This window comes from Ignatzschineria sp. 22MB058224 (genome assembly GCF_058188435.1).
Genome location: NZ_CP187366.1, coordinates 1873335 through 1892316, shown reverse-complemented (window position 1 = coordinate 1892316; position 18982 = coordinate 1873335). Strand labels below are relative to the sequence as shown.

Below are 18982 nucleotides of genomic sequence, written 5' to 3'. Positions count from 1 at the left end.
ACGTTATAAAAAAGCCCTATCCCGAGTGAGTAATCACAACAAGATAGGGTAAAGTCACACAACATTTTTTAAAAATATAAACATCATTACAGTATTGGGATCTAAAAATCCCAATACTTTTTAGCTCAAATTTATACTTCCTGATATCGAGCACGAAGAGAATGCGTTGCCGCAACAAGGTTTTCAAGCGCATCATAAACTTCATCCCAACCACGTGTTTTGAGTCCACAGTCAGGGTTAATCCAGATCCGCTCCTTTGGTAAATATTCCGTTGCTTTTTCAATTAATGCTTCAATCTCACCAATGGTTGGAATCCGTGGAGAATGAATATCGTAAACACCTGGGCCAATATCATTAGGATATTTAAACTCTCTAAAGACATCGAGTAACTTCATATCTGAACGAGATGTTTCAATCGTAATCACATCGGCATCTAAGTTTGCAATGGAGTGGATAATTTCGTTAAAGTTGGAATAGCACATGTGCGTATGAATCTGCGTGTCATCAGCAACTCCAGAGCTACTCAAGCGAAATGCTTTTTCGGCCCATGCAAGATATGCCGCTTGTCGATCTTTACGAAGCGGTAACAACTCACGAATTGCGGGTTCATCAATCTGGATAATCGTCACACCTGCTTTTTCCAAATCTGTGACTTCATCACGAAGCGCTAGAGCAATTTGGTAAGCTGTCGTTTCATCTGATTCATCATCACGCGGGAATGACCATGAAAGAATCGTAACAGGACCTGTCAGCATGCCTTTCACCGGCTTGTCAGTCAAGCTTTGAGCATACTTGATCCACTCAACTGTAATTGCCTTCGGTCTTGAGACGTCTCCGTAAATTATCGGTGGTTTCACACAACGTGAACCGTAACTTTGGACCCAGCCAAATTGAGTAAAGGTAAAGCCATCAAAATGCTCACCAAAGTATTCAACCATGTCATTACGCTCTGCTTCACCATGAACTAAAACATCCAAGCCTAAGCGTTCTTGAGCCTCAATTGCATAACGAATCTGCTCAAAAATCCCCTCTTTATACTCTCTCTCATCAATATCACCAAGACGGTATTGTAATCGTAATTGACGAATCTCCGGTGTTTGCGGAAAAGAACCAATCGTTGTTGTTGGGAAAAGCGGGAGCTTAAATTTATCCGCTTGAATTTTACTACGCTCTCGGAATTCTTTTGGCCGTTTTGCATCTTCATCACGAATTTTAGCTACTCGAGCGGTGACTTCTGGATTATGAATTCGCTTTGATGTTTCACGTGAATCATTTATACGATCAGAGTGTGTCAGCTGTTGAGATATCGCCTCACGGCCATTATTAATGCCACGGGCAAGAATGGTAATCTCTTCAATTTTTTGAATACCAAACGCTAACCATGAACGAATTTCACTATCTAATTTCTCTTCTGAACGAAGATCCACAGGCGAATGAAGCAGAGAACATGATGAGCCTATCCATAGTTTTTCGCCCCGCTCTTTCGCTAAAGGCTCTAGCGTTGCTAAACTTTTAGAAAGATTGTTCACCCAAACATTACGCCCATCTACAATCCCAACAGAGAGAATTTTATCTTTAGACCACACTTTTGCAACTTCAAGAAGATCCCCTCGAACCGCATCAATATGAACCCCAGCAACAGGTAATGAGGCAACTGTTTCAAGGTTATCGGCAATTTCATCAAAGTAGGTTGTAAGAATCAAACGGTTACTCACTTGACTTAAAATATCGTATGTCGTTTTGAAAGCCGTTCGCCATTTATGACACAGATCTAAAGCCAAAATTGGCTCATCAATCTGAATCCAATCGGCCCCGCTCTCAATTAGTTTCGTAATAATTTCATCATAAGCAGATAAAAGCGCTGGGAGAAGCTCAAGCTTTGAGAAGTCTTCCCCTTTAATCGCCGCTAAACGTAGCCATGTTAATGGTCCTACCAATACCGCTTTTACTTTTTTATCGGTAAACGATTTTGCTCTCTCTACTGTATCGAACAACTGTGAACTCGAAAGGCGGAATTGTTGTCCTTTTGTGATCTCAGGAACGATGTAATGATAATTAGTATCAAACCATTTTGTCATCTCTGATGCCGGAGCATCTTCCCCTGTGGGCGCACGGCCACGTGCGATACGGAAATAAGTATCAAGAGACACAGCATCCTTTTCCGGATGATTAAAACGAGCAGGAACCACCCCAAGTAATACTGAAGTATCCAAAATATGGTCATAAAGGGTAAAGTCACCAACAGTTAAAAGGTCTAAATCCGCTTGCGACTGCCACCCTGCTTCTTCCACTTGTTGAGCAATATCAAGTAATGCTCGTTGTGAAATCTTTTTCTGCCAATACTTCTCTAGTGCAAACTTTAATTCACGTTTTGCGCCAACGCGAGGGAATCCTAAAATATGTGCAACAGCCATCGATTATCTCCTGTAAATTTTAATTTTTTATGGTCATTTCTGAGCGGGCATAAAAAAACCAACACTCTTTTTCTTATCAAGCAGTGTTGGCTAGAATCCAATCGCTTTTATCTCTCAGTCGATACTCATTGGGGATTTGTATTCCTCAATATCTCTGTATCGCTGTAGGAGTTAGCACCTTAAATACCTTTTTCGTATCCAGGTTGCCGGGTTTCACAGGGCCTATCCCTCCACCACTCTTGATAAATATTCGCCTTTAACAGCGTTTTTTATAATAGCCATAGCTCATTATTAAAAGCAAACTATTTTTGCAAAAAAAGAATTATTTTACCTTTTCTAAAAACTGATCAATCGCGTTACGCCATGGAATTGCTGGCTGAGCCCCCTCTTTTGTCACAGCTAAAGCTCCAGCGGCATGTCCCATTAAAACGGCATCTTTTAAGGACTTTCCTTCTAAAAGTGCTGTCACTAATACACCATTAAAGGTATCACCTGCACCAATGGTATCAACTGCTTTCACACCAAACCCTGAAATAAGTTCACCGTTGCCTTTTGTACTTACCCAAGCACCACGTTTTCCAAGTGTAATAATGACAGTTTCAATCCCTTTTTCATGTAAAACATGAGAAGCCTTTTGGGCATCTTCCTCTGTTTCAACATCAATACCTGTTAGAATTTTTGCTTCCGTTTCATTGGGAGTAATAAGATCTATATTTGCCAAAAAGTGATCAGAAAGAGGCTTCGCCGGTGCGGGATTTAACACTACTTTTACACCAGCTTTTTTAGCGTGATGCGCAGCAAGCTCTAATCCATCAATCGGCGTTTCAAGTTGCATTAAAAGCGCATCAGCTTGAGTGATTTTATCAAGATATGGTTTAATGAAATTTGTATCTACATGCGCATTTGCACCGGCATAAATGCCGATCATATTTTCTGCATCTTGATTGACAAAAATAAGTGCGACACCTGTTTTTTCATCCGGAATAATTTTCATTAAATCTGTATTGATCCCATCTTTTAAAAACTGGTCAATAGCACGCTGTCCAATATCATCATCACCGACAGCAGAGATAAAATGGATATTAGCACCCGCTCGACCTGCCGCTACGGCTTGATTTGCGCCTTTTCCACCGAGTGCAACTTGATACTGCTCACCAGATAATGTTTCTCCCGGCATTAAAAAGCGCGGAACTTTTAGAATATAATCAACATTACTACTACCTAAAACGATCAGTTCTTTCTTCATTATGTATCTCTTTGAGTATTTTATGGATCGACACCGATGATTTTACCAATAGTTCTGAGAAATAGCACTTCCATGCTACTTTTACACAATCCATTTGAATTATGGGAATAAATAGCGCAAAAATATGGAAGTTTTTTTACATTTTAAAAGAAAATTTGCTTATAATGTCGACAAGAATAGAAAATTTATCTATTTATACTATCAATTCATGTCTCCAAATATACAGGATTGATATATTTTACAGAGTAGCTCCCCATCACTGGGCTACTCTCTTTTTTTGCTAAAAGATTATTTTAACCCAATAATTTCATAAACCAATGTGAAAGCGGATTTGACGGCTCTAACAAAAGTTTAATCGCCATCGCAACACTCATCGCAATCAGCAATGGGCGAATAACTTTTCCACCATATTTAACAGCGAAAATAGCCCCTAACTGCGCACCTAAAAATGCGCCAAGTGCCATTAATACTCCGATTAATACCTGCATTTCCCCAGAAAAAGCAAAGATTACTAGGGAACCAATATTCGATGCAAAATTGGCTAGTTTTGTCTCTGCAATTGCATTTACTAACGTACTTCCGAGCATTAACACAAATGCGACCATAAAGAATGAGCCCGTGCCGGGACCGAATATCCCATCATAAAACCCAATTAATGGAACAAATGTTAAGAGAAAAAGCGTTCGAGAGATCTTCGCTCTACGCTCCTTACCATCTAATGAGGGAGAAAACATGAAGTATATTGCAACACATAAAAGCAGAATTGGGACAATTATCTGCAAAAAGGTTGCCGGCAATTTCGTGGCTAAAAGCGCCCCAATCATGCCTCCGGTCAGAGCCATAAAAAAGATCCATTTTGATCTCTTCCAATGAATCAAACCCTTACGGAAAAATGCCACCGTTGCAGAAAAAGAACCTGCAGAAGATTGCAGTTTATTTGTTGCAAGAGCTTGCACCGGTGTTAATCCAGCGAGCAGCAATGCAGGCAATGTAATGAGACCGCCGCCGCCAGCGATGGCATCAATAAATCCAGCAACGACTGCAACTCCCACTAATATAGCTATAATCTCTCCTGACACTTCGATTCCTTTTTCTTTGGTGAATTTATTACCCTTTTTGTGCAGTTTAGCAAAACATCACTCCGTGTGACTTTATTTCTTAACCCAATAGGTAGAATCGTTCGCATACTCACTAAAAATCTTTATAATTAGCCATAAATTCTAAATAGAGATCGTTCGTAATATGCATAAAAATCAACAAATATTTGATGTAGCAATTATCGGTGCCGGAGCTGCGGGATTAATGGCTGCTAGTGTCCTTGGACAACAAGGGAAACCGGTAGTTCTACTCGATCATGCAACGAAAATTGGGGAGAAAATTCGTATTGCTGGCGGCGGTTTTTGTAACTTTACCAATACCCATATCGATGGATTTGATGCCGCACCTTATTATGTTTCTGAAAATCCTAAGTTTGTGCGCTATGCTCTCTCTAACTTTACCGCCCAGGATTTTATCGCGCTTGTTGAACGCTACCGGATCCCTTATACCGAAAAACATCGCGGTCAACTCTTCTGTGATCGAGAACAAGGTGCCTCTTCTAAAAATATTATTGAGTTACTTCTTTCAGAATGTCGAAAAGGTAACGTAGACCTTCAAACGGGTATCAATGTTGAAACAATCGAACAGACGACTGAAGGATTTCACTTAACAACATCAAAAAATCATTTCCAAGCAACACGATTAATCATCGCAACGGGCGGTTTAGCAATCCCGAAAATTGGCGCAACAGATTTTGGGTATCGAATTGCAAAGCAGTTTGGGCACTCAATTATCGATCCACGTCCCGCATTAGTCCCCCTTCATTTTGATTTTTGGGAACAAAATAATTTTCCGTCGCTCGCCGGCGTTTCTCTCCCCGTTGAAGTCACGACCAATCCCGGTAAAAAACCGAAAGATCGCGTAAGTTTTCAGGAAGATCTGCTCTTTCGCCATAAAGGTCTATCGGGTCCGGCAATTCTACAAATTTCGAGCTATTGGAAAGCTGGGCAAACAATTACGATTAATTTTGCACCCGATCTAAATCTCTTTGAGGCTCTAATTGCACTCAAATCTCAGCGAAAAATCACATTAGAAAATGCTTTACATGAGCTTGTGCCAGAAATGCCGCGCCGACTTATTCAATTTTGGCTCAATCATGAGCCTGAATTTCATCCTTATCTCTCAATGCCACTTCCAGAGATTCCCCATAAAATTTTCGAAAAAATAAGCCAACTCCTTACAGAATGGACAATTATCCCAAGTGGTACCGATGGACATAAAACTGCTGAAGCAACACGTGGTGGTGTAAATACGAAAGAAATAAATCCTCGTTCAATGGAAAGTTTGCTGACTGAAAATCTCTATTTTATCGGTGAGGTGGTAGATGTCGTTGGATGGCTGGGTGGATATAATTTTCAGTGGGCTTGGTCATCGGCACAATGTGCAGCACGAGCGATCCTTGAAAAAGAAACCCAGTAACCCCGTGTATCAATACAGAACAATTCATTTTATTTACTATCGATTTTTAAGCGAATGCTTATAATAGAGTCAATAGATGAATTAAAAAATTCACTTAGCGATTTTATTTTAGCGTTTCTATCTTCAAAGGACTTATGTCTTACAACAATTATAACGAGTCAAAACTCGGAAAAATCAATCGGCTTACGATTACTCAAGCAAATAAAATGGGATTCATCCTCGACGGTGATATTCTTCTTCCCCATTCAGAACTTTCTCCTAAGAAATCCTTCAAAGTCGGTGACTGGATCGATGTTTTTATCTATGAAGGTCAACACCATCAACTCATTGCAACAACGAAGCAACCTTATACTCAAGTTGGGCGCTTTGCCGATCTACAAGTTGCTGAAATCAATGATTTTGGGATTTTCCTCGATTGGGGATTATCAAAAGATCTTTTACTCCCTTTTAGTGAAGAAGTCGGTGAATTACAGGCCGGTGATTTTGCGATTGTTTATACCTATATTGATGAAAAATCAGGGCGTATCACTGCAAGTATGAAGCTTGAACAATTTCTTGATAAAGGCATCCATCACTATAACGATGGTGATGAAGTAGAATTACTCGTTGTTGAAGAGACAGATCTTGGATTAAAAGTGATCGTGGATAACGCATATTGGGGACTGATTTATCACAACGATGTCCACAGTGATCTTGCCATTGGTGATGAGATTCCAGGATTTATAAAGCATGTCCGTGAAGATGGAAAACTTGATATTATTGAACGCCCAATTATCAATACTCCCGAAGCTCGTGATTCTCTTGAAGATAAAATTCTACGCAAAATCAGTGAATATGGAGGTACACTGCCAATTGGTGACAAGAGTTCTCCAGATGAAATTTTTAAAATCCTCGGCGTGAGTAAATCCGCATTTAAACGAGCAATTGGTGGACTCTATAAAGCCCATAAAATCATTATTCAAGAAAAACGAATCATTAAAAATATTTAAATATTAGGCACCTTGCTAAAAAATTAAATATGTTGATAGGTCGAAGACTTCGATTAAAATTAAGTACATTTAACCCTGATAATGATCAGTTTTTTAATTAATGTGCTGATATATCAAAGTATAAGCCTTTTCATATTTTATTCTTTTGGCATTGCTTTAAAATACGCATCATTAATATGATTTTCACGAAGATGTTCAGGTTTTTTCCAACACGCTACATCCCCAATTTCCGGAATATCTTCGGCATAGAAAATAGGATTTTTACCAGCTCTTCGCTGAATCAAATAGTTTTCATAAACCTTCAACGCAATTTTTCCTAAAAAGAATAAACCAATAAGGTTAAGAATCGTTAATAAGCCGATCCCTAAATTTGCCCATCGCCATAAATTCGTGATATTCAAAAAGGGACCAATCATAAGCATTAACAATACAAAAAAACGATATGATTGTAGAGTAACGCGTTTTTTCGAAAGATAACGGATATTTACTTCACCATAATAGTAATTACTAATAATTGATGTAAATGCAAAAAAGATTAAGGTAAATGAGACAAAATATGGTGCCAATTCACCAATATGCATGCTCATTGATGCTTGCGTTAAAAGAATGCCATTTGTGACTTCTCCATGTCCATAAAGGCCAGCTAAAAGAATCACTATGGCAGTAGATGTACAGATAAGCATCGTATCAACCAAGATACCAAATGATTGTACAATTCCCTGCTTAGCAGGATGTGATGTATTAACAGTCGCAGCAGCGATTGCAACAGAACCTAGGCCTGTTTCATTCGAGAAAAAACTTCGACTTGTCCCCTGAACTAGAGCCACGCCTATGCCAGCACCAATTACTTCATCGACGCCAAAAGCTTTGTTACAAATTAATAGTAAAATCTCAGGAATCTTATCAAGATTAGAGCCTATAATGTAGAAACAAGCACCAAGATAAGTCACAATCATCACAGGAACCATAATATCAGCAGTATAAACAATTCTACGTAAGCCTCCAAATATCACAAAAGCTACGGGAATAATTAATAAAAATTCCGCCCAATGCGCATTAATTGAGTAGACTGAACGAATTGATTCCGAAACAATATTTCCCTGGACGAGGTTGAAGATAATTCCAAAGCTGAATAAAAAAACTAGTACGTAAGTCATAGCGAATTTAGGAGCGCCTAATCCTTTCTTCAAATAGTGCGCAGGCCCACCGCGGTAAAGATCCTCATCTTGTTCTTTATAAACCTGACCCAACGTGTTTTCTACAAAAGATATACCAATACCCAAAAAGGCAATCAGCCACATCCAAAAAACAGCTCCTGGACCACCAATACCAATAGCTGTCGCCGTTCCTAAAATATTACTTGCGCCGACTCGACTTGCAAGACTTAAATTAAATGAACGAAATGCAGAGATGCCAATCCCATTTTTCGGTCGCTCTAGAAGGAGCCTCACCACCTCTCTCAAAAATCGGACTTGTAAAAAACCTGTCTTAATACTGAAATAGCCGCCTAAAATAACAAAGGCTCCCACTAACAGATAAGACCATAACAAATCATTTATTCCGTCTAAAAAAGCTGAGAAAACATTCATAGTTCTATCCTTATCCCTATGATATAACGTGAGATTCCCAAATAATTTATTTCCAATCAAAATTTCGATGAACTGCTTTTTTAGCAACATCACAAATTTCTTTATCTTTAATTTCAGCATTACCGCACTTGTCCAGGACTTCTCCCATTAATTCTTTATTATTTAAGTAATCCTGTACTGTTAATTTTCTTAGATCTTTATATTCATCTGTTTCACTGCAAGCAGTGATAAACAAAGATACTGCCATTACTAAATATAGTTTTTTCATAAATTAGTCCTTTTTCAAGTTAGTTTTCCTATAAATATATTCTTTATTCGGCCAACTAAAATAAAGTTTTTCACCTTCTTTAATATCAATATCATTGTTCTCATCATCAATATTTACTAGTCGATATCGATAATCTCTTTAATAGTAAATAAATAATTGTAAATCCATTTCAATTACCACTTTCTATTCAGCTACTAAAACAAAAAACCTCAAATCAAATGAGATTTGAGGTTTTGTAACTTCTATTAAAGCAACAATCATTCATTCCTAGCAATTTTTGCTACATTGTAATTTAAGATCGTTTCTGACGATGGCTTATTTTCTATTGTTGCAGCGACAGGACAGTGGCTTTCCACATAGGTAATCAATGTTTCAATATCTTCCTTTGGTGCGAGCGTATCAATATAATAGAATGTTCTCAGTGCACTAAAACCAATAGGAACTGTCGGATCTCCCATAAAACCAGCAGAGTCGAAATCTCCTTCAACTTCTATCTCAAAATAGGTATAAGGAATTTCTAAGTTTTTTGCAGTCATCTCAAAAACAATACTCTTACAGCTTGCTAATGCCCCAAGTAGAAGTTCCACAGGCATCATACCAGTATCTTGACCTAGGGGAGCAGGTTCATCAATTAATAATTTGTGATGACGTGCCATTACCTCAACTTGACAACCTTCTTTAATGATTGATTTGGCACGATGTGTAACCTGACTCCGACGCTTTATCATAAATACTCCTAAATCCGTAACATCTTGGAACATTATTATGAATAACTTTAATAATAATTGCCATAAATAAAAAAATATCTATATCTATAAATTTTAATTTAAATGTTTATTAAATACAATAACATATTGAATATTAATATCATTTTAAAAAAGGGATTATTATCTTGAATACAAGATAAATCCCATCCGCAACCTCTAATATCTATAAAAAATCCTCAATATCGTTAAATATTGAGGATCTTTGCGAAGTTATAGCACTACTTGTAGAAGATGAGCGATCTATTATTTTGTTTCATCACCCTTGATAATGTCCATATTGAGTTCACCATCAATAATCACGGTGTCTCCTGCTGTAAAGTCTCCTTTTAAGAAGGCTTTCGCTAATGGATTTTCAAGGTGTGTTTGAATTGCCCGTTTCAAAGGTCTTGCGCCAAACACAGGATCGTAGCCAATTTCACCCAACTTATCGAGCCCTTCCGCGGTTACAGTGAGCATTACATCATGCTCAAGAAGGCGCTTAACAACACGTTGTACCTGTAATTTCGCAATTTGACGAATGTGCTCTTTACCAAGTGGATGGAAGACAACAATATCATCAATACGATTGATAAACTCTGGGCGGAAATGTTGACCAACGACCTCCATCACTGATTCACGCATAGCCAAATATTGATCCTTCTCACTTAAATCACTCAATCGAGCTGCCTGTTCTTGAATCAAGTGTGAACCTAAGTTTGAAGTCATAATAATGACCGTATTTTTGAAGTCTACTGTACGGCCTTGACCATCGGTTAAGCGTCCATCATCTAATACTTGTAATAAGATATTAAAGACATCAGGATGGGCTTTCTCTACCTCATCGAGCAAAATCACTGAATAGGGGCGGCGGCGAACAGCTTCCGTTAAGTAACCGCCCTCTTCATACCCTACATATCCTGGAGGCGCTCCAATAAGGCGTGCAACAGAATGTTTCTCCATAAATTCAGACATATCTAAACGAAGCATTGCATTTTCATCATCAAAGAGGAATGTTGCCAATGTTTTCGTCAATTCTGTTTTACCAACACCCGTTGGACCTAAGAAGAGGAAGGAACCAATTGGACGATTTGGATCTGACAATCCCGCACGAGAACGACGAACCGCATCAGAGACTGCTTTAATGGCTTCTTTTTGACCAATCACATTCTCACCCAGCACTTCTTCCATACGAAGAAGTTTTTCGCGCTCTCCCTCCATCATGCGATTAACAGGAATTCCCGTCCACTTTGAAACCACATCCGCAATCTCATTCGCTGTTACTTTTGTACGGACAAGTTTATGCTCCCGCTCTTCATGGTTTTCAGCTTCTTGAGACTCTTTCAATTGACGTTCAAGCTCTGGAATTTTACCATATTGGAGTTCACTCATCTTTGCTAAATCGCCACTACGTTTCGCAGCTTCAAGCTCAATACGCGTCTGATCAAGATCTTCCTTCAAAGAGGTTGCTCCCTGCATAAGGCTTTTTTCAATTTTCCATACTTCTTCAAGATCAGCATACTCTTTCTCAAGTTTTGAGAGCTCAGCCTCCAATGTCTCTAGACGCTTTTTCGATGCATCATCGGTCTCTTTTTTAATCGCTTCTCGTTCAATTTTTAATTGAATAATACGGCGATCAAGTTTATCCATCGCTTCCGGTTTTGAGTCGATCTCCATCCGAATTTGGCTTCCCGCTTCATCAATCAGGTCGATTGCTTTATCAGGCAATTGTCGATCAGTAATATAACGGTGCGATAAGGTTGCCGCAGCAACAATCGCTGGGTCAGTAATTTCCACCCCGTGATGGATCTCATAACGCTCTTTTAATCCACGCAAAATCGCAATCGTATCTTCTACCGTTGGCTCTTCCACTAATACCTGTTGGAAACGACGTTCAAGAGCCGCATCTTTCTCAATATATTCGCGATATTCATCGAGCGTTGTTGCCCCAATACAGTGAAGTTCTCCACGAGAAAGTGCAGGCTTAAGCAAGTTACCAGCATCCATCGCACCATCTGTTTTTCCGGCACCCACCATCATATGAATCTCATCGATAAAGAGAATCACTTGACCTTCTGCTTTCTCAAGCTCGCCTAAAACTGCTTTGAGACGCTCTTCAAATTCACCACGGAACTTAGCACCGGCAATTAATGCACCAAGATCTAAGGATAAAACGCGTTTACCTTTCAATCCTTCTGGTACTTCACCATTGACAATACGCTGCGCGAGCCCCTCAACAATCGCCGTTTTACCCACACCAGGTTCCCCGATTAATACCGGGTTATTTTTGGTACGGCGCGATAAGACCTGAATTGCACGTCGAATTTCATCATCACGACCGATCACCGGATCAAGCTTACCAAGTTCCGCTCTCTCGGTTAAATCAACGGTATATTTATTCAATGCTTCACGTTTCTCTTCTGCATTTGGATCTTGCACGCTTTCACCTCCACGAATTGAATCAATCGCACGATTCAGTGCTTCTTTTGTTACACCCGAATCTTTAAGAATTTGTGCAAGATTTTTATTCTCATCTAAAATTCCTAAAATAAAGGCTTCTGAAGATAGATAACCATCACCACGTTTATGCATCTCTTTTTCAGACGCAACTAATACGCGCTGTAAGTTCTGACTAATGTGAATATCATTGCTACCGGCAACTTTCGGAAATTTTTCTATCGCTTCATTGACCTTTTGATTAATGAGGGCAATATTCGCCCGGCATTGGCGAAATAGCGGTAATATCGAGCCTTCACGCTGATTAAGCATTGTGCTTAATATATGCTCTGGTTCAATATATTGATTATCGTTAGTGAGCGCTAAGGTTTGTGCGCCACTTAATGCATTTAAAAATGCTTGTGTAAATTTATCTTGGTTCATCCCAAAATCTCCCTAAATGTATGAATCGTAGCTGGGATCAAAGGATTTAACTCTCTTTTATTATTCTACTAACTTTCTTAGATATTAAATCATCTCCCTTATGTCTTATAAAATGGGGATGACTTTATTGAATTCAAGATTTTTTTACAAAAAAATACATAAAACATGCTAGTAAACCACTATATTTTTAGTTAATTCACTATTTTAAAAAAATAATTTATTATCAAGCTTTTGTAGTAAGAAGATTCACGATCGATTGATGACCTTTCAATTTGGCTAAATCAAGTGGCAACTCTCCTCGATGACTTTGTATTTCTGAATCAGCACCATTCATCAATAACGTTTTAGCGATCGTAAAATCACCTATTAAAGCCGCTCGATGAAGTGCTGTATAACCTGAAAAATCGACAATATTGAGATCTGCACCAAACGCTAAAAGCGCTGCAACCCCTTTTTCTGTCTTAAGTTCTACCGCATCCATTAATGGTGTTGTTCCTGAAAGAGACAAAGCATTGATATCAACTTCTTTCTCAACCAATAATTCTAGCATCTCAAAATGATCAGTATAAAGTGCCCAATGAATTGGAGTGAAGCCATCTTGTGCAAGTAAATTCTTATCAACCAATTGCTGTGCAAGAATCAATCGAACGGTTTCTAAATCATTATTCGCAATGGCAATATGATATGCAGTTATCGAACGTATAATTCTATTTGTAGGAAATAATGCATTTTCATCAAAAACCCCCACTTTGGCACGGTGCCCAAAGAGCGAAAAAGCCCATACAGCTGCGCGGCTAGGATCAAATTCCAACTCATTAAGGAGCGGAACTGGCGCGGTTTCATTTAAGACATGGCTCAGCATTAAAAAGTTTGCCAGAGCAATTGTTTGGTTGTCAGTCTCAATCACGTCATCGAGTAAATTCCCTTCTATCTGATTGATAGTCAAAACATTATCGTGTTGAAAAACCGTTGCTTTGGCTACTAATTTTTTCGACCAGCTTCGTACAAAATAAAGGTATTCGCCATCAAAAAATATTGCCCAACGATCTTCCGGTGCCTGGGGTACAAACAGCGAACCAGGATAGAGTTTTCCATCAGTTTTATAATTTAACTCACACTCGATAATCCTTGCTGAGTCTGTCAAAGGATCTGGTGATAAGCCAGAAAAAGATGCGCCATCTTCAAGACTATAACTATCAAGGTTTTTAAGGGCGATATCATCTAAATCGCTTCCTAATTGAAATGTAATCGGGCGTAGATCGAGTAGTGGAATACGATAAGGATTTTGATCATAACGAATCCAAGGAAGTGCCTCTATTTCTGATTTTGTAGTATCAACCATTTTTATAAACCCTTAAAGACAAAAAGCCATACCTATGATTCTAAAAGATATCTACTTTTAGACCAATTACGAAATAAACAGTGTAACAAATAACGACCACGGAAAAATAGTAATACCCGATTTAAGTCTGCAATCAACTCGAACTTACAGCTTGAAATGCGCAACTTATGATAAAATAATCCGCAGTTTTCTCTCTACAGGATTCATAACAATGCTTAAAGAGCTTCCTATCGCAACACGATCGCTCATTATTATCAATGTGGCAGTTTTTCTTCTAACATTGATTTTATCAATGCTAGAAGTCGCAGATTTACAGTATATTCTTGGGAGCTATTATCCTGAGTCACCAGCATTTCGATTTTGGCAACCATTTACTCATCTCTTTGTGCATGCCGGTGTTGCCCACCTGATTTTCAATATGCTCGCTCTCTTTATGTTTGGTGGTGCAATTGAAAATATCCTCGGTACAAAGCGTTTCTTAATCCTCTATTTCGCAGCCGGCATGGGATCCTTCCTACTTTTTAACTTCCAAAGTTACTTTTCGATCGCTGACCTTAAAAATCAAGTTCTCAATTTAGGCTTCCCGCAGCCTATCTTCCAGCAAGTAATTGATAGTATTCAGATGGATAAATTTGGTAATGCTACCGGCAGTGAGATCATCAACCGCGTCCCACAATTATCAGCCTTAATTGGTGAATATTTACGACCAATGATGGGCGCTTCTGGAGCTATTTACGGCGTATTAATTGCCTTTGGCTTCTTCTTTCCTAATGCACAGCTTGTACTCTTCTTTATTCCTTACCCTATTAAGGCAAAATACTTTATCCCAGGGATTATTGTCCTTGAGGTCGTATTAGGCTTACTCAATTTATCCTGGAATCCGATTGCACACTTTGCTCATTTAGGTGGTGCAGCAGCAGGCTTTCTCTTGATTCTCTATTGGAAAAAACGAGGATTGCGACTGTAATCATCAATGATCAATTACAAAAATCCCGCTTAGCGATTGAATCGACGCTCAAGCGGGATTTTTTATTTTAGTGTCTTTTATATATCAATCTTTAATATGAAGATTAGCACTCATTAACCATTTTGAGAGAACGCGTTTTTTGCGTATTTGCAAAGGTTCGCCATTCACACAATCCATACAATGAGTTAAAAAGATAAACACAATATTGTGCCCCAATCACGGGATTAGGCTCAGGGCCCAAAAAGTTTAGAATAACCATAAAGACATTCATCACAATCCAAAGATACCAACTGTAATAGTAACGCATCATCAATAAGGTTTGCGCCGGAATCGCAAGCCCAAAAATAAGACCATTGAGTACCAATTGCCACATAACATTTTCCACCCCTAAAAGATGGGTCACTAAAACATTTAATCCAAATAACGCTATAATCGAGATAATCACCACAATATATTGCTTCACTGTTAAGGATCGTGTAATGACTTTATCTTCATCATCATGGTTTTTACGCCAATTAAAAATCCCATAAACATGGGTACTAAAATTGTAAATATGCGGCATTCCAGCACCAATATTGCCACCGAGAAAATTACCGATGCTCTCACCGAAGGTTGAAAGAAGCCCAAAATAGTTCGCAATTTGACTACGACGTGTCATCAAAATAACGCAGATCAGTCCCGTAATTGCTCCAAAAAAAGAGATCCCATAACGAAGATCAAAATTTGATAATGGATCGGTATAGAGATACGCCGCAATCACTAATATAAAACAGATATAAGGGTAGAGTCTGTGACGGCCAACTGATAATACAAACTGATTCATATATACTCCTTAACGCGCATTTTTAAGTAAATCTTCAACAAGCGTTATACATTGAAGATAACGTTCATCATATTGGTCTGAATTAATCTCGACATAATCGATACCATTATCATCGAGTAACTTTTTCAATAAGCTTTGGAACTCTTTACGAACTTGATTGGATCCTAAATGACGTAAGCCATCAGCTACCCAAGGCGTATTATTATCAAGTAAAATCACAAGGTCAAAGCGGTAGCTATCAATCATTGCTTGCACAAATGGATGAGGTTTACCTTCATACTTTATACAAAAAGCTTGCGTGGTCAGAAAATCGGTATCGATAAAGGCGATTTTATTAGCATGCTTCACTGCAAAGTCGATGTATTTTGCATGCCCAAGTGCAATTTGATCATAATCGGAATATTGCAATGCACGCTCATCACCACCGAGCTTTTCAAAGACATATTCCCGACCATACTCCCAAGCACTTGTTGTATTAAACATATTGGCAAGTTTATTAACCATTGTACTTTTACCACTCGATTCACCACCAAGGATCGCAATTGTTTTTACAAAAAAAGGTCGGACTTCGGTAGGAATATATTCCCAATGCGCCAGCGGTGCTCGGCGAATATCTTCGCCATGAATGTCCATAAATGTACGTTCAGGATCGATAATTTTTGTTGGTAAGTTGAGATGCTTTTTATAAAATTCTGCATCACTAATTTCACTACTATAAATAATCGTAGGTTGAATATCATGTGACTTTAAGAAAAAATCCACCTTCTTCGCCCACTCTTCCTGATCTTTTTGGCTATTTGTTAGATTCTCTTCATCAATATAGTGAATATGGATATTTTCTTGATATTTAAATGTCTGCAATAACCAACGTAAACGATCTTTCAAAGTTGGTTGCCGGCTCATTGCACTATCTTTAAATGTTTGCAAATCCCGCTCTGCGTTATAACGTAAAATAATATGAAGTTCATCCAACTGACTAATTGCTCGTTGAATCAAATAGATATGTCCTGTATGAAGTGGGTAGAAAGCTCCAAAAATTAACCCAACTTTCCTGCGAACATCTTTTGTAGGATTGATATTAAGAAACTCATAAAGCGCATTCAGTTTTGCAGCACTTGGGTTTTGAATTTTTTGATTCAGTAATTGACTCAAATAACCTTTAGTCATATCACAGTTATCTGCAACAACTTGTAATGTTAAACCACGATCTTTCATCACTTTTCGGATATGCTCTACATTCATAAAATATTTCCTTAACTAAACATTTCTATCTATTCTTCCATATAAAGTTTAGTATGTAAAACAATTAAAGATAAAAACACCCTTATCGTTTAATATATTTATCAAAATAGAATAACGAAAACATGAAATTTGCAGACTTCTTGAACTTTTAAAGTAAAAAAAGGACAATGAGGAAAATTCAAATTCAAGGGGCTACAATGTTAAAAAACATACTGAGAAGTACAAAGTCATATTACTATCGGAATATATCGAAAAGTTTAATAATCTCATTAGTGGTGAGTATTATGACTTTACCATTCTTGGCAGATGCCGCTCCACAAATAGCCTTATCACAAGCAGAGCTGACTCGCGTTGGGGAACAAATTTATAAAAATGAAACTGGCGGTAAATTAGAAAATCTTGCTTCTTGGAATCAAGGCGAAAACTTTCCATCTTTAGGGATAGGCCACTTCATCTGGTATAAAGCTGGAGAGTCTGCTCAATATGAAGAAACATTCCCAGCATTAGTACAATTCCTACAAACCCAAGGGAAAACGCTACCAACCATTTTAAAGCAGAACCAAACTGCGCCGTGGAAAACAAGAGAGCAATTTAATCAAGCGAAAGCTAATGGCCAACTGAGCGAACTTATTCATTTTCTGAATAATACAAAACCAGAGCAAACACTATTTATCTTCTATCGCCTTCAAGATGCCCTACAAAAAATGAAGGCTGTCTCTGAGTTTCCAGACTTTATCGAAATGAAGTTCTATGAAGTTGCAAATGCCCAAAATGGGCTCTATGCCTTAATTGATTACGTGAACTTCAAAGGAGAGGGAGTAAATCCCAATGAGCGCTATAAGGGCGAAGGATGGGGATTAATGCAAGTACTAGAAAATATGGATCTAACACATGCGGGGAATAACAAAAGAGAGCGTGATACTGCCACATTAGCGAGCTTTCGTAATGCTGCAGATATGGTTCTTACACGTAGAGTTACCAATGCACCAAAAGGGAAAGATGAGTCTCGTTGGCTAGCAGGTTGGCGCAATCGTATCCAAACCTATAAACCTTAATCTAAGGTTACTCCACATTCTAAAGAGATTAAAAAACACGCTTAGTTCAGATAAATCTCCACAAAAAAGGTTACAGTCAAAAACTGTAACCTTTTTAATAATCGCATCAGACCACAAATATTCTAGAAGTTATTCGTAGTAAAGGCATCAATTATTATGCATCCGCTTCATTTGCTGCTTCTGCTTGTGCTTGACGCTCTGCATATACCGCTTCAAAGTTGATCGGTGATAAAATCACTGGAGGGAATCCCGCACCCGATACTAAATTATCAATCGTTTGACGAATATAGGGGTAAAGAATATTTGGGCAATAACCACCACGAATTGCGTTTAATTGTGCTTCTGGGAAGTTTTCTAATTGGAAAAGACCCGCTTGCTCAACTTCAGCAATAAACATTGGTTTCTCTTCAAGCGTTGCAGTCACTGTAACTTTTAACGCAACTTCATAAATCCCATCTTCCACTTTTCGCTCTTCATTACTCAACTGCACATTAATTTCAGGTGCTGTTTGAGCCTTGAATACTTCTGGTGTATTCGGGGATTCTAAGGAGACATTCTTAGTATAGATACGTAAAATGTTAAATACTGCTTGGTTTTCTTCACTCATCTTTTGACCTTTTAAAACTAAATAATATGGAAACTACGGACGTTTACCTTCGAGGTAATCATCTAATTCGCCTTTTTTATCAAGCATCATAAGGTCATCACAACCACCAACATGATAATCACCGATAAAAATTTGTGGAACAGTGTTTCTTCCTGAACGACTTTGACACTCTTCCCAAAGTTTAGGATCACTATCAACATCGATCTTCACAGGTTCAACACCATGGCGTGCTAAAATTTCAAACGCACGGCGACAATAACCACATGTTGTTTTAAAATAAACTTCGACTTTTTTCATCTC

At 38.3% G+C, this 18982-nt stretch carries 16 protein-coding genes and 1 riboswitch; of the genes, 4 read left to right on the top strand and 12 right to left on the bottom strand.

The window, feature by feature from the left end:
• Window positions 1-131 precede the first annotated feature (131 nt).
• The 3 genes from metE to ACPF7B_RS08265 form a co-directional block, all read right to left on the bottom strand.
• Window positions 132-2414, bottom strand: coding sequence for a 5-methyltetrahydropteroyltriglutamate--homocysteine S-methyltransferase (gene metE, locus ACPF7B_RS08275; protein WP_490505337.1), 2283 nt, complete (start codon window positions 2412-2414; stop codon window positions 132-134).
• A gap of 145 nt (window positions 2415-2559) precedes the next feature.
• Window positions 2560-2663, bottom strand: a riboswitch (SAM riboswitch).
• Between the two features lie 73 nt (window positions 2664-2736).
• Window positions 2737-3660 (bottom strand): ribokinase, encoded by a 924-nt coding sequence (gene rbsK / locus ACPF7B_RS08270; RefSeq protein WP_490505336.1) that lies wholly within the window; start codon window positions 3658-3660, stop codon window positions 2737-2739.
• 293 nt (window positions 3661-3953) lie between these two features.
• Window positions 3954-4739, bottom strand: a complete 786-nt coding sequence (locus tag ACPF7B_RS08265) for a TSUP family transporter (protein WP_490505335.1) — start codon at window positions 4737-4739, stop codon at window positions 3954-3956.
• Between the two features lie 163 nt (window positions 4740-4902).
• Between ACPF7B_RS08265 and ACPF7B_RS08260 the strand changes: the two genes are divergently transcribed.
• Window positions 4903-6177: a BaiN/RdsA family NAD(P)/FAD-dependent oxidoreductase gene (locus tag ACPF7B_RS08260; RefSeq protein ID WP_490505334.1), complete on the top strand. Its 1275-nt coding sequence runs from the start codon at window positions 4903-4905 to the stop codon at window positions 6175-6177.
• A gap of 134 nt (window positions 6178-6311) precedes the next feature.
• Window positions 6312-7166: a CvfB family protein gene (locus tag ACPF7B_RS08255; protein WP_490505333.1), complete on the top strand. Its 855-nt coding sequence runs from the start codon at window positions 6312-6314 to the stop codon at window positions 7164-7166.
• Between the two features lie 137 nt (window positions 7167-7303).
• Here ACPF7B_RS08255 and ACPF7B_RS08250 read toward each other — a convergent pair whose 3' ends face one another.
• The 5 genes from ACPF7B_RS08250 to ACPF7B_RS08230 all read right to left on the bottom strand — a co-directional run bounded on the left by ACPF7B_RS08250 (window position 7304) and on the right by ACPF7B_RS08230 (window position 13988).
• The gene (locus ACPF7B_RS08250) at window positions 7304-8755 is read right to left on the bottom strand and encodes an alanine/glycine:cation symporter family protein (protein WP_490505332.1); all 1452 of its coding nucleotides are present in this window, start codon (window positions 8753-8755) and stop codon (window positions 7304-7306) included.
• A 46-nt stretch (window positions 8756-8801) separates the two neighbouring features.
• Entirely contained in the window at window positions 8802-9023 is a 222-nt protein-coding gene (locus tag ACPF7B_RS08245; protein ID WP_490505331.1) for an EexN family lipoprotein, read from the bottom strand.
• A gap of 257 nt (window positions 9024-9280) precedes the next feature.
• Complete coding sequence (locus ACPF7B_RS08240) at window positions 9281-9751, bottom strand: OsmC family protein (RefSeq protein WP_490505330.1); 471 nt, start codon at window positions 9749-9751, stop codon at window positions 9281-9283.
• 282 nt (window positions 9752-10033) lie between these two features.
• The gene (clpB, locus tag ACPF7B_RS08235) at window positions 10034-12646 is read right to left on the bottom strand and encodes an ATP-dependent chaperone ClpB (protein ID WP_490505329.1); all 2613 of its coding nucleotides are present in this window, start codon (window positions 12644-12646) and stop codon (window positions 10034-10036) included.
• A gap of 223 nt (window positions 12647-12869) precedes the next feature.
• Complete coding sequence (locus ACPF7B_RS08230; protein ID WP_490505328.1) at window positions 12870-13988, bottom strand: ankyrin repeat domain-containing protein; 1119 nt, start codon at window positions 13986-13988, stop codon at window positions 12870-12872.
• Window positions 13989-14199: 211 nt separating this feature from the next.
• On the opposite strand from ACPF7B_RS08230, the gene ACPF7B_RS08225 reads away from it, so the two are divergent.
• Window positions 14200-14955, top strand: a complete 756-nt coding sequence (locus ACPF7B_RS08225; RefSeq protein ID WP_490505327.1) for a rhomboid family intramembrane serine protease — start codon at window positions 14200-14202, stop codon at window positions 14953-14955.
• Between the two features lie 103 nt (window positions 14956-15058).
• Here ACPF7B_RS08225 and pnuC read toward each other — a convergent pair whose 3' ends face one another.
• Complete coding sequence (pnuC, locus tag ACPF7B_RS08220) at window positions 15059-15778, bottom strand: nicotinamide riboside transporter PnuC (RefSeq protein ID WP_490505326.1); 720 nt, start codon at window positions 15776-15778, stop codon at window positions 15059-15061.
• A gap of 9 nt (window positions 15779-15787) precedes the next feature.
• The gene (gene nadR / locus ACPF7B_RS08215) at window positions 15788-17020 is read right to left on the bottom strand and encodes a multifunctional transcriptional regulator/nicotinamide-nucleotide adenylyltransferase/ribosylnicotinamide kinase NadR (protein ID WP_490505325.1); all 1233 of its coding nucleotides are present in this window, start codon (window positions 17018-17020) and stop codon (window positions 15788-15790) included.
• A 284-nt stretch (window positions 17021-17304) separates the two neighbouring features.
• On the opposite strand from nadR, the gene ACPF7B_RS08210 reads away from it, so the two are divergent.
• A complete protein-coding gene (locus ACPF7B_RS08210; RefSeq protein ID WP_490505324.1) occupies window positions 17305-18075 on the top strand; it encodes a hypothetical protein in 771 nt (256 codons plus the stop codon).
• A 154-nt stretch (window positions 18076-18229) separates the two neighbouring features.
• On the opposite strand, the gene secB is transcribed toward ACPF7B_RS08210, so the two are convergent.
• Together secB and grxC are read right to left on the bottom strand one after the other, a co-directional pair.
• Window positions 18230-18682 carry a protein-export chaperone SecB gene (gene secB / locus ACPF7B_RS08205; RefSeq protein WP_490505323.1) on the bottom strand — a complete coding sequence of 151 codons (453 nt, stop codon included), beginning with the start codon at window positions 18680-18682 and terminating at the stop codon, window positions 18230-18232.
• A 33-nt stretch (window positions 18683-18715) separates the two neighbouring features.
• A complete protein-coding gene (gene grxC, locus ACPF7B_RS08200) occupies window positions 18716-18979 on the bottom strand; it encodes a glutaredoxin 3 (RefSeq protein ID WP_490505322.1) in 264 nt (87 codons plus the stop codon).
• Window positions 18980-18982: the final 3 nt, after the last annotated feature.

Bases quoted from the DNA above. Each gene is read 5' to 3' on its own strand.
- metE (WP_490505337.1), bottom strand. From the start codon at position 2,414: ATGGCTGTTGCACATATTTTAGGATTCCCTCGCGTTGGCGCAAAACGT.
- rbsK (WP_490505336.1), bottom strand. From the start codon at position 3,660: ATGAAGAAAGAACTGATCGTTTTAGGTAGTAGTAATGTTGATTATATT.
- ACPF7B_RS08260 (WP_490505334.1), top strand. From the start codon at position 4,903: ATGCATAAAAATCAACAAATATTTGATGTAGCAATTATCGGTGCCGGA.
- ACPF7B_RS08255 (WP_490505333.1), top strand. From the start codon at position 6,312: ATGTCTTACAACAATTATAACGAGTCAAAACTCGGAAAAATCAATCGG.
- ACPF7B_RS08250 (WP_490505332.1), bottom strand. From the start codon at position 8,755: ATGAATGTTTTCTCAGCTTTTTTAGACGGAATAAATGATTTGTTATGG.
- ACPF7B_RS08245 (WP_490505331.1), bottom strand. From the start codon at position 9,023: ATGAAAAAACTATATTTAGTAATGGCAGTATCTTTGTTTATCACTGCT.
- ACPF7B_RS08240 (WP_490505330.1), bottom strand. From the start codon at position 9,751: ATGATAAAGCGTCGGAGTCAGGTTACACATCGTGCCAAATCAATCATT.
- clpB (WP_490505329.1), bottom strand. From the start codon at position 12,646: ATGAACCAAGATAAATTTACACAAGCATTTTTAAATGCATTAAGTGGC.
- ACPF7B_RS08230 (WP_490505328.1), bottom strand. From the start codon at position 13,988: ATGGTTGATACTACAAAATCAGAAATAGAGGCACTTCCTTGGATTCGT.
- ACPF7B_RS08225 (WP_490505327.1), top strand. From the start codon at position 14,200: ATGCTTAAAGAGCTTCCTATCGCAACACGATCGCTCATTATTATCAAT.
- pnuC (WP_490505326.1), bottom strand. From the start codon at position 15,778: ATGAATCAGTTTGTATTATCAGTTGGCCGTCACAGACTCTACCCTTAT.
- nadR (WP_490505325.1), bottom strand. From the start codon at position 17,020: ATGAATGTAGAGCATATCCGAAAAGTGATGAAAGATCGTGGTTTAACA.
- ACPF7B_RS08210 (WP_490505324.1), top strand. From the start codon at position 17,305: ATGACTTTACCATTCTTGGCAGATGCCGCTCCACAAATAGCCTTATCA.
- secB (WP_490505323.1), bottom strand. From the start codon at position 18,682: ATGAGTGAAGAAAACCAAGCAGTATTTAACATTTTACGTATCTATACT.
- grxC (WP_490505322.1), bottom strand. From the start codon at position 18,979: ATGAAAAAAGTCGAAGTTTATTTTAAAACAACATGTGGTTATTGTCGC.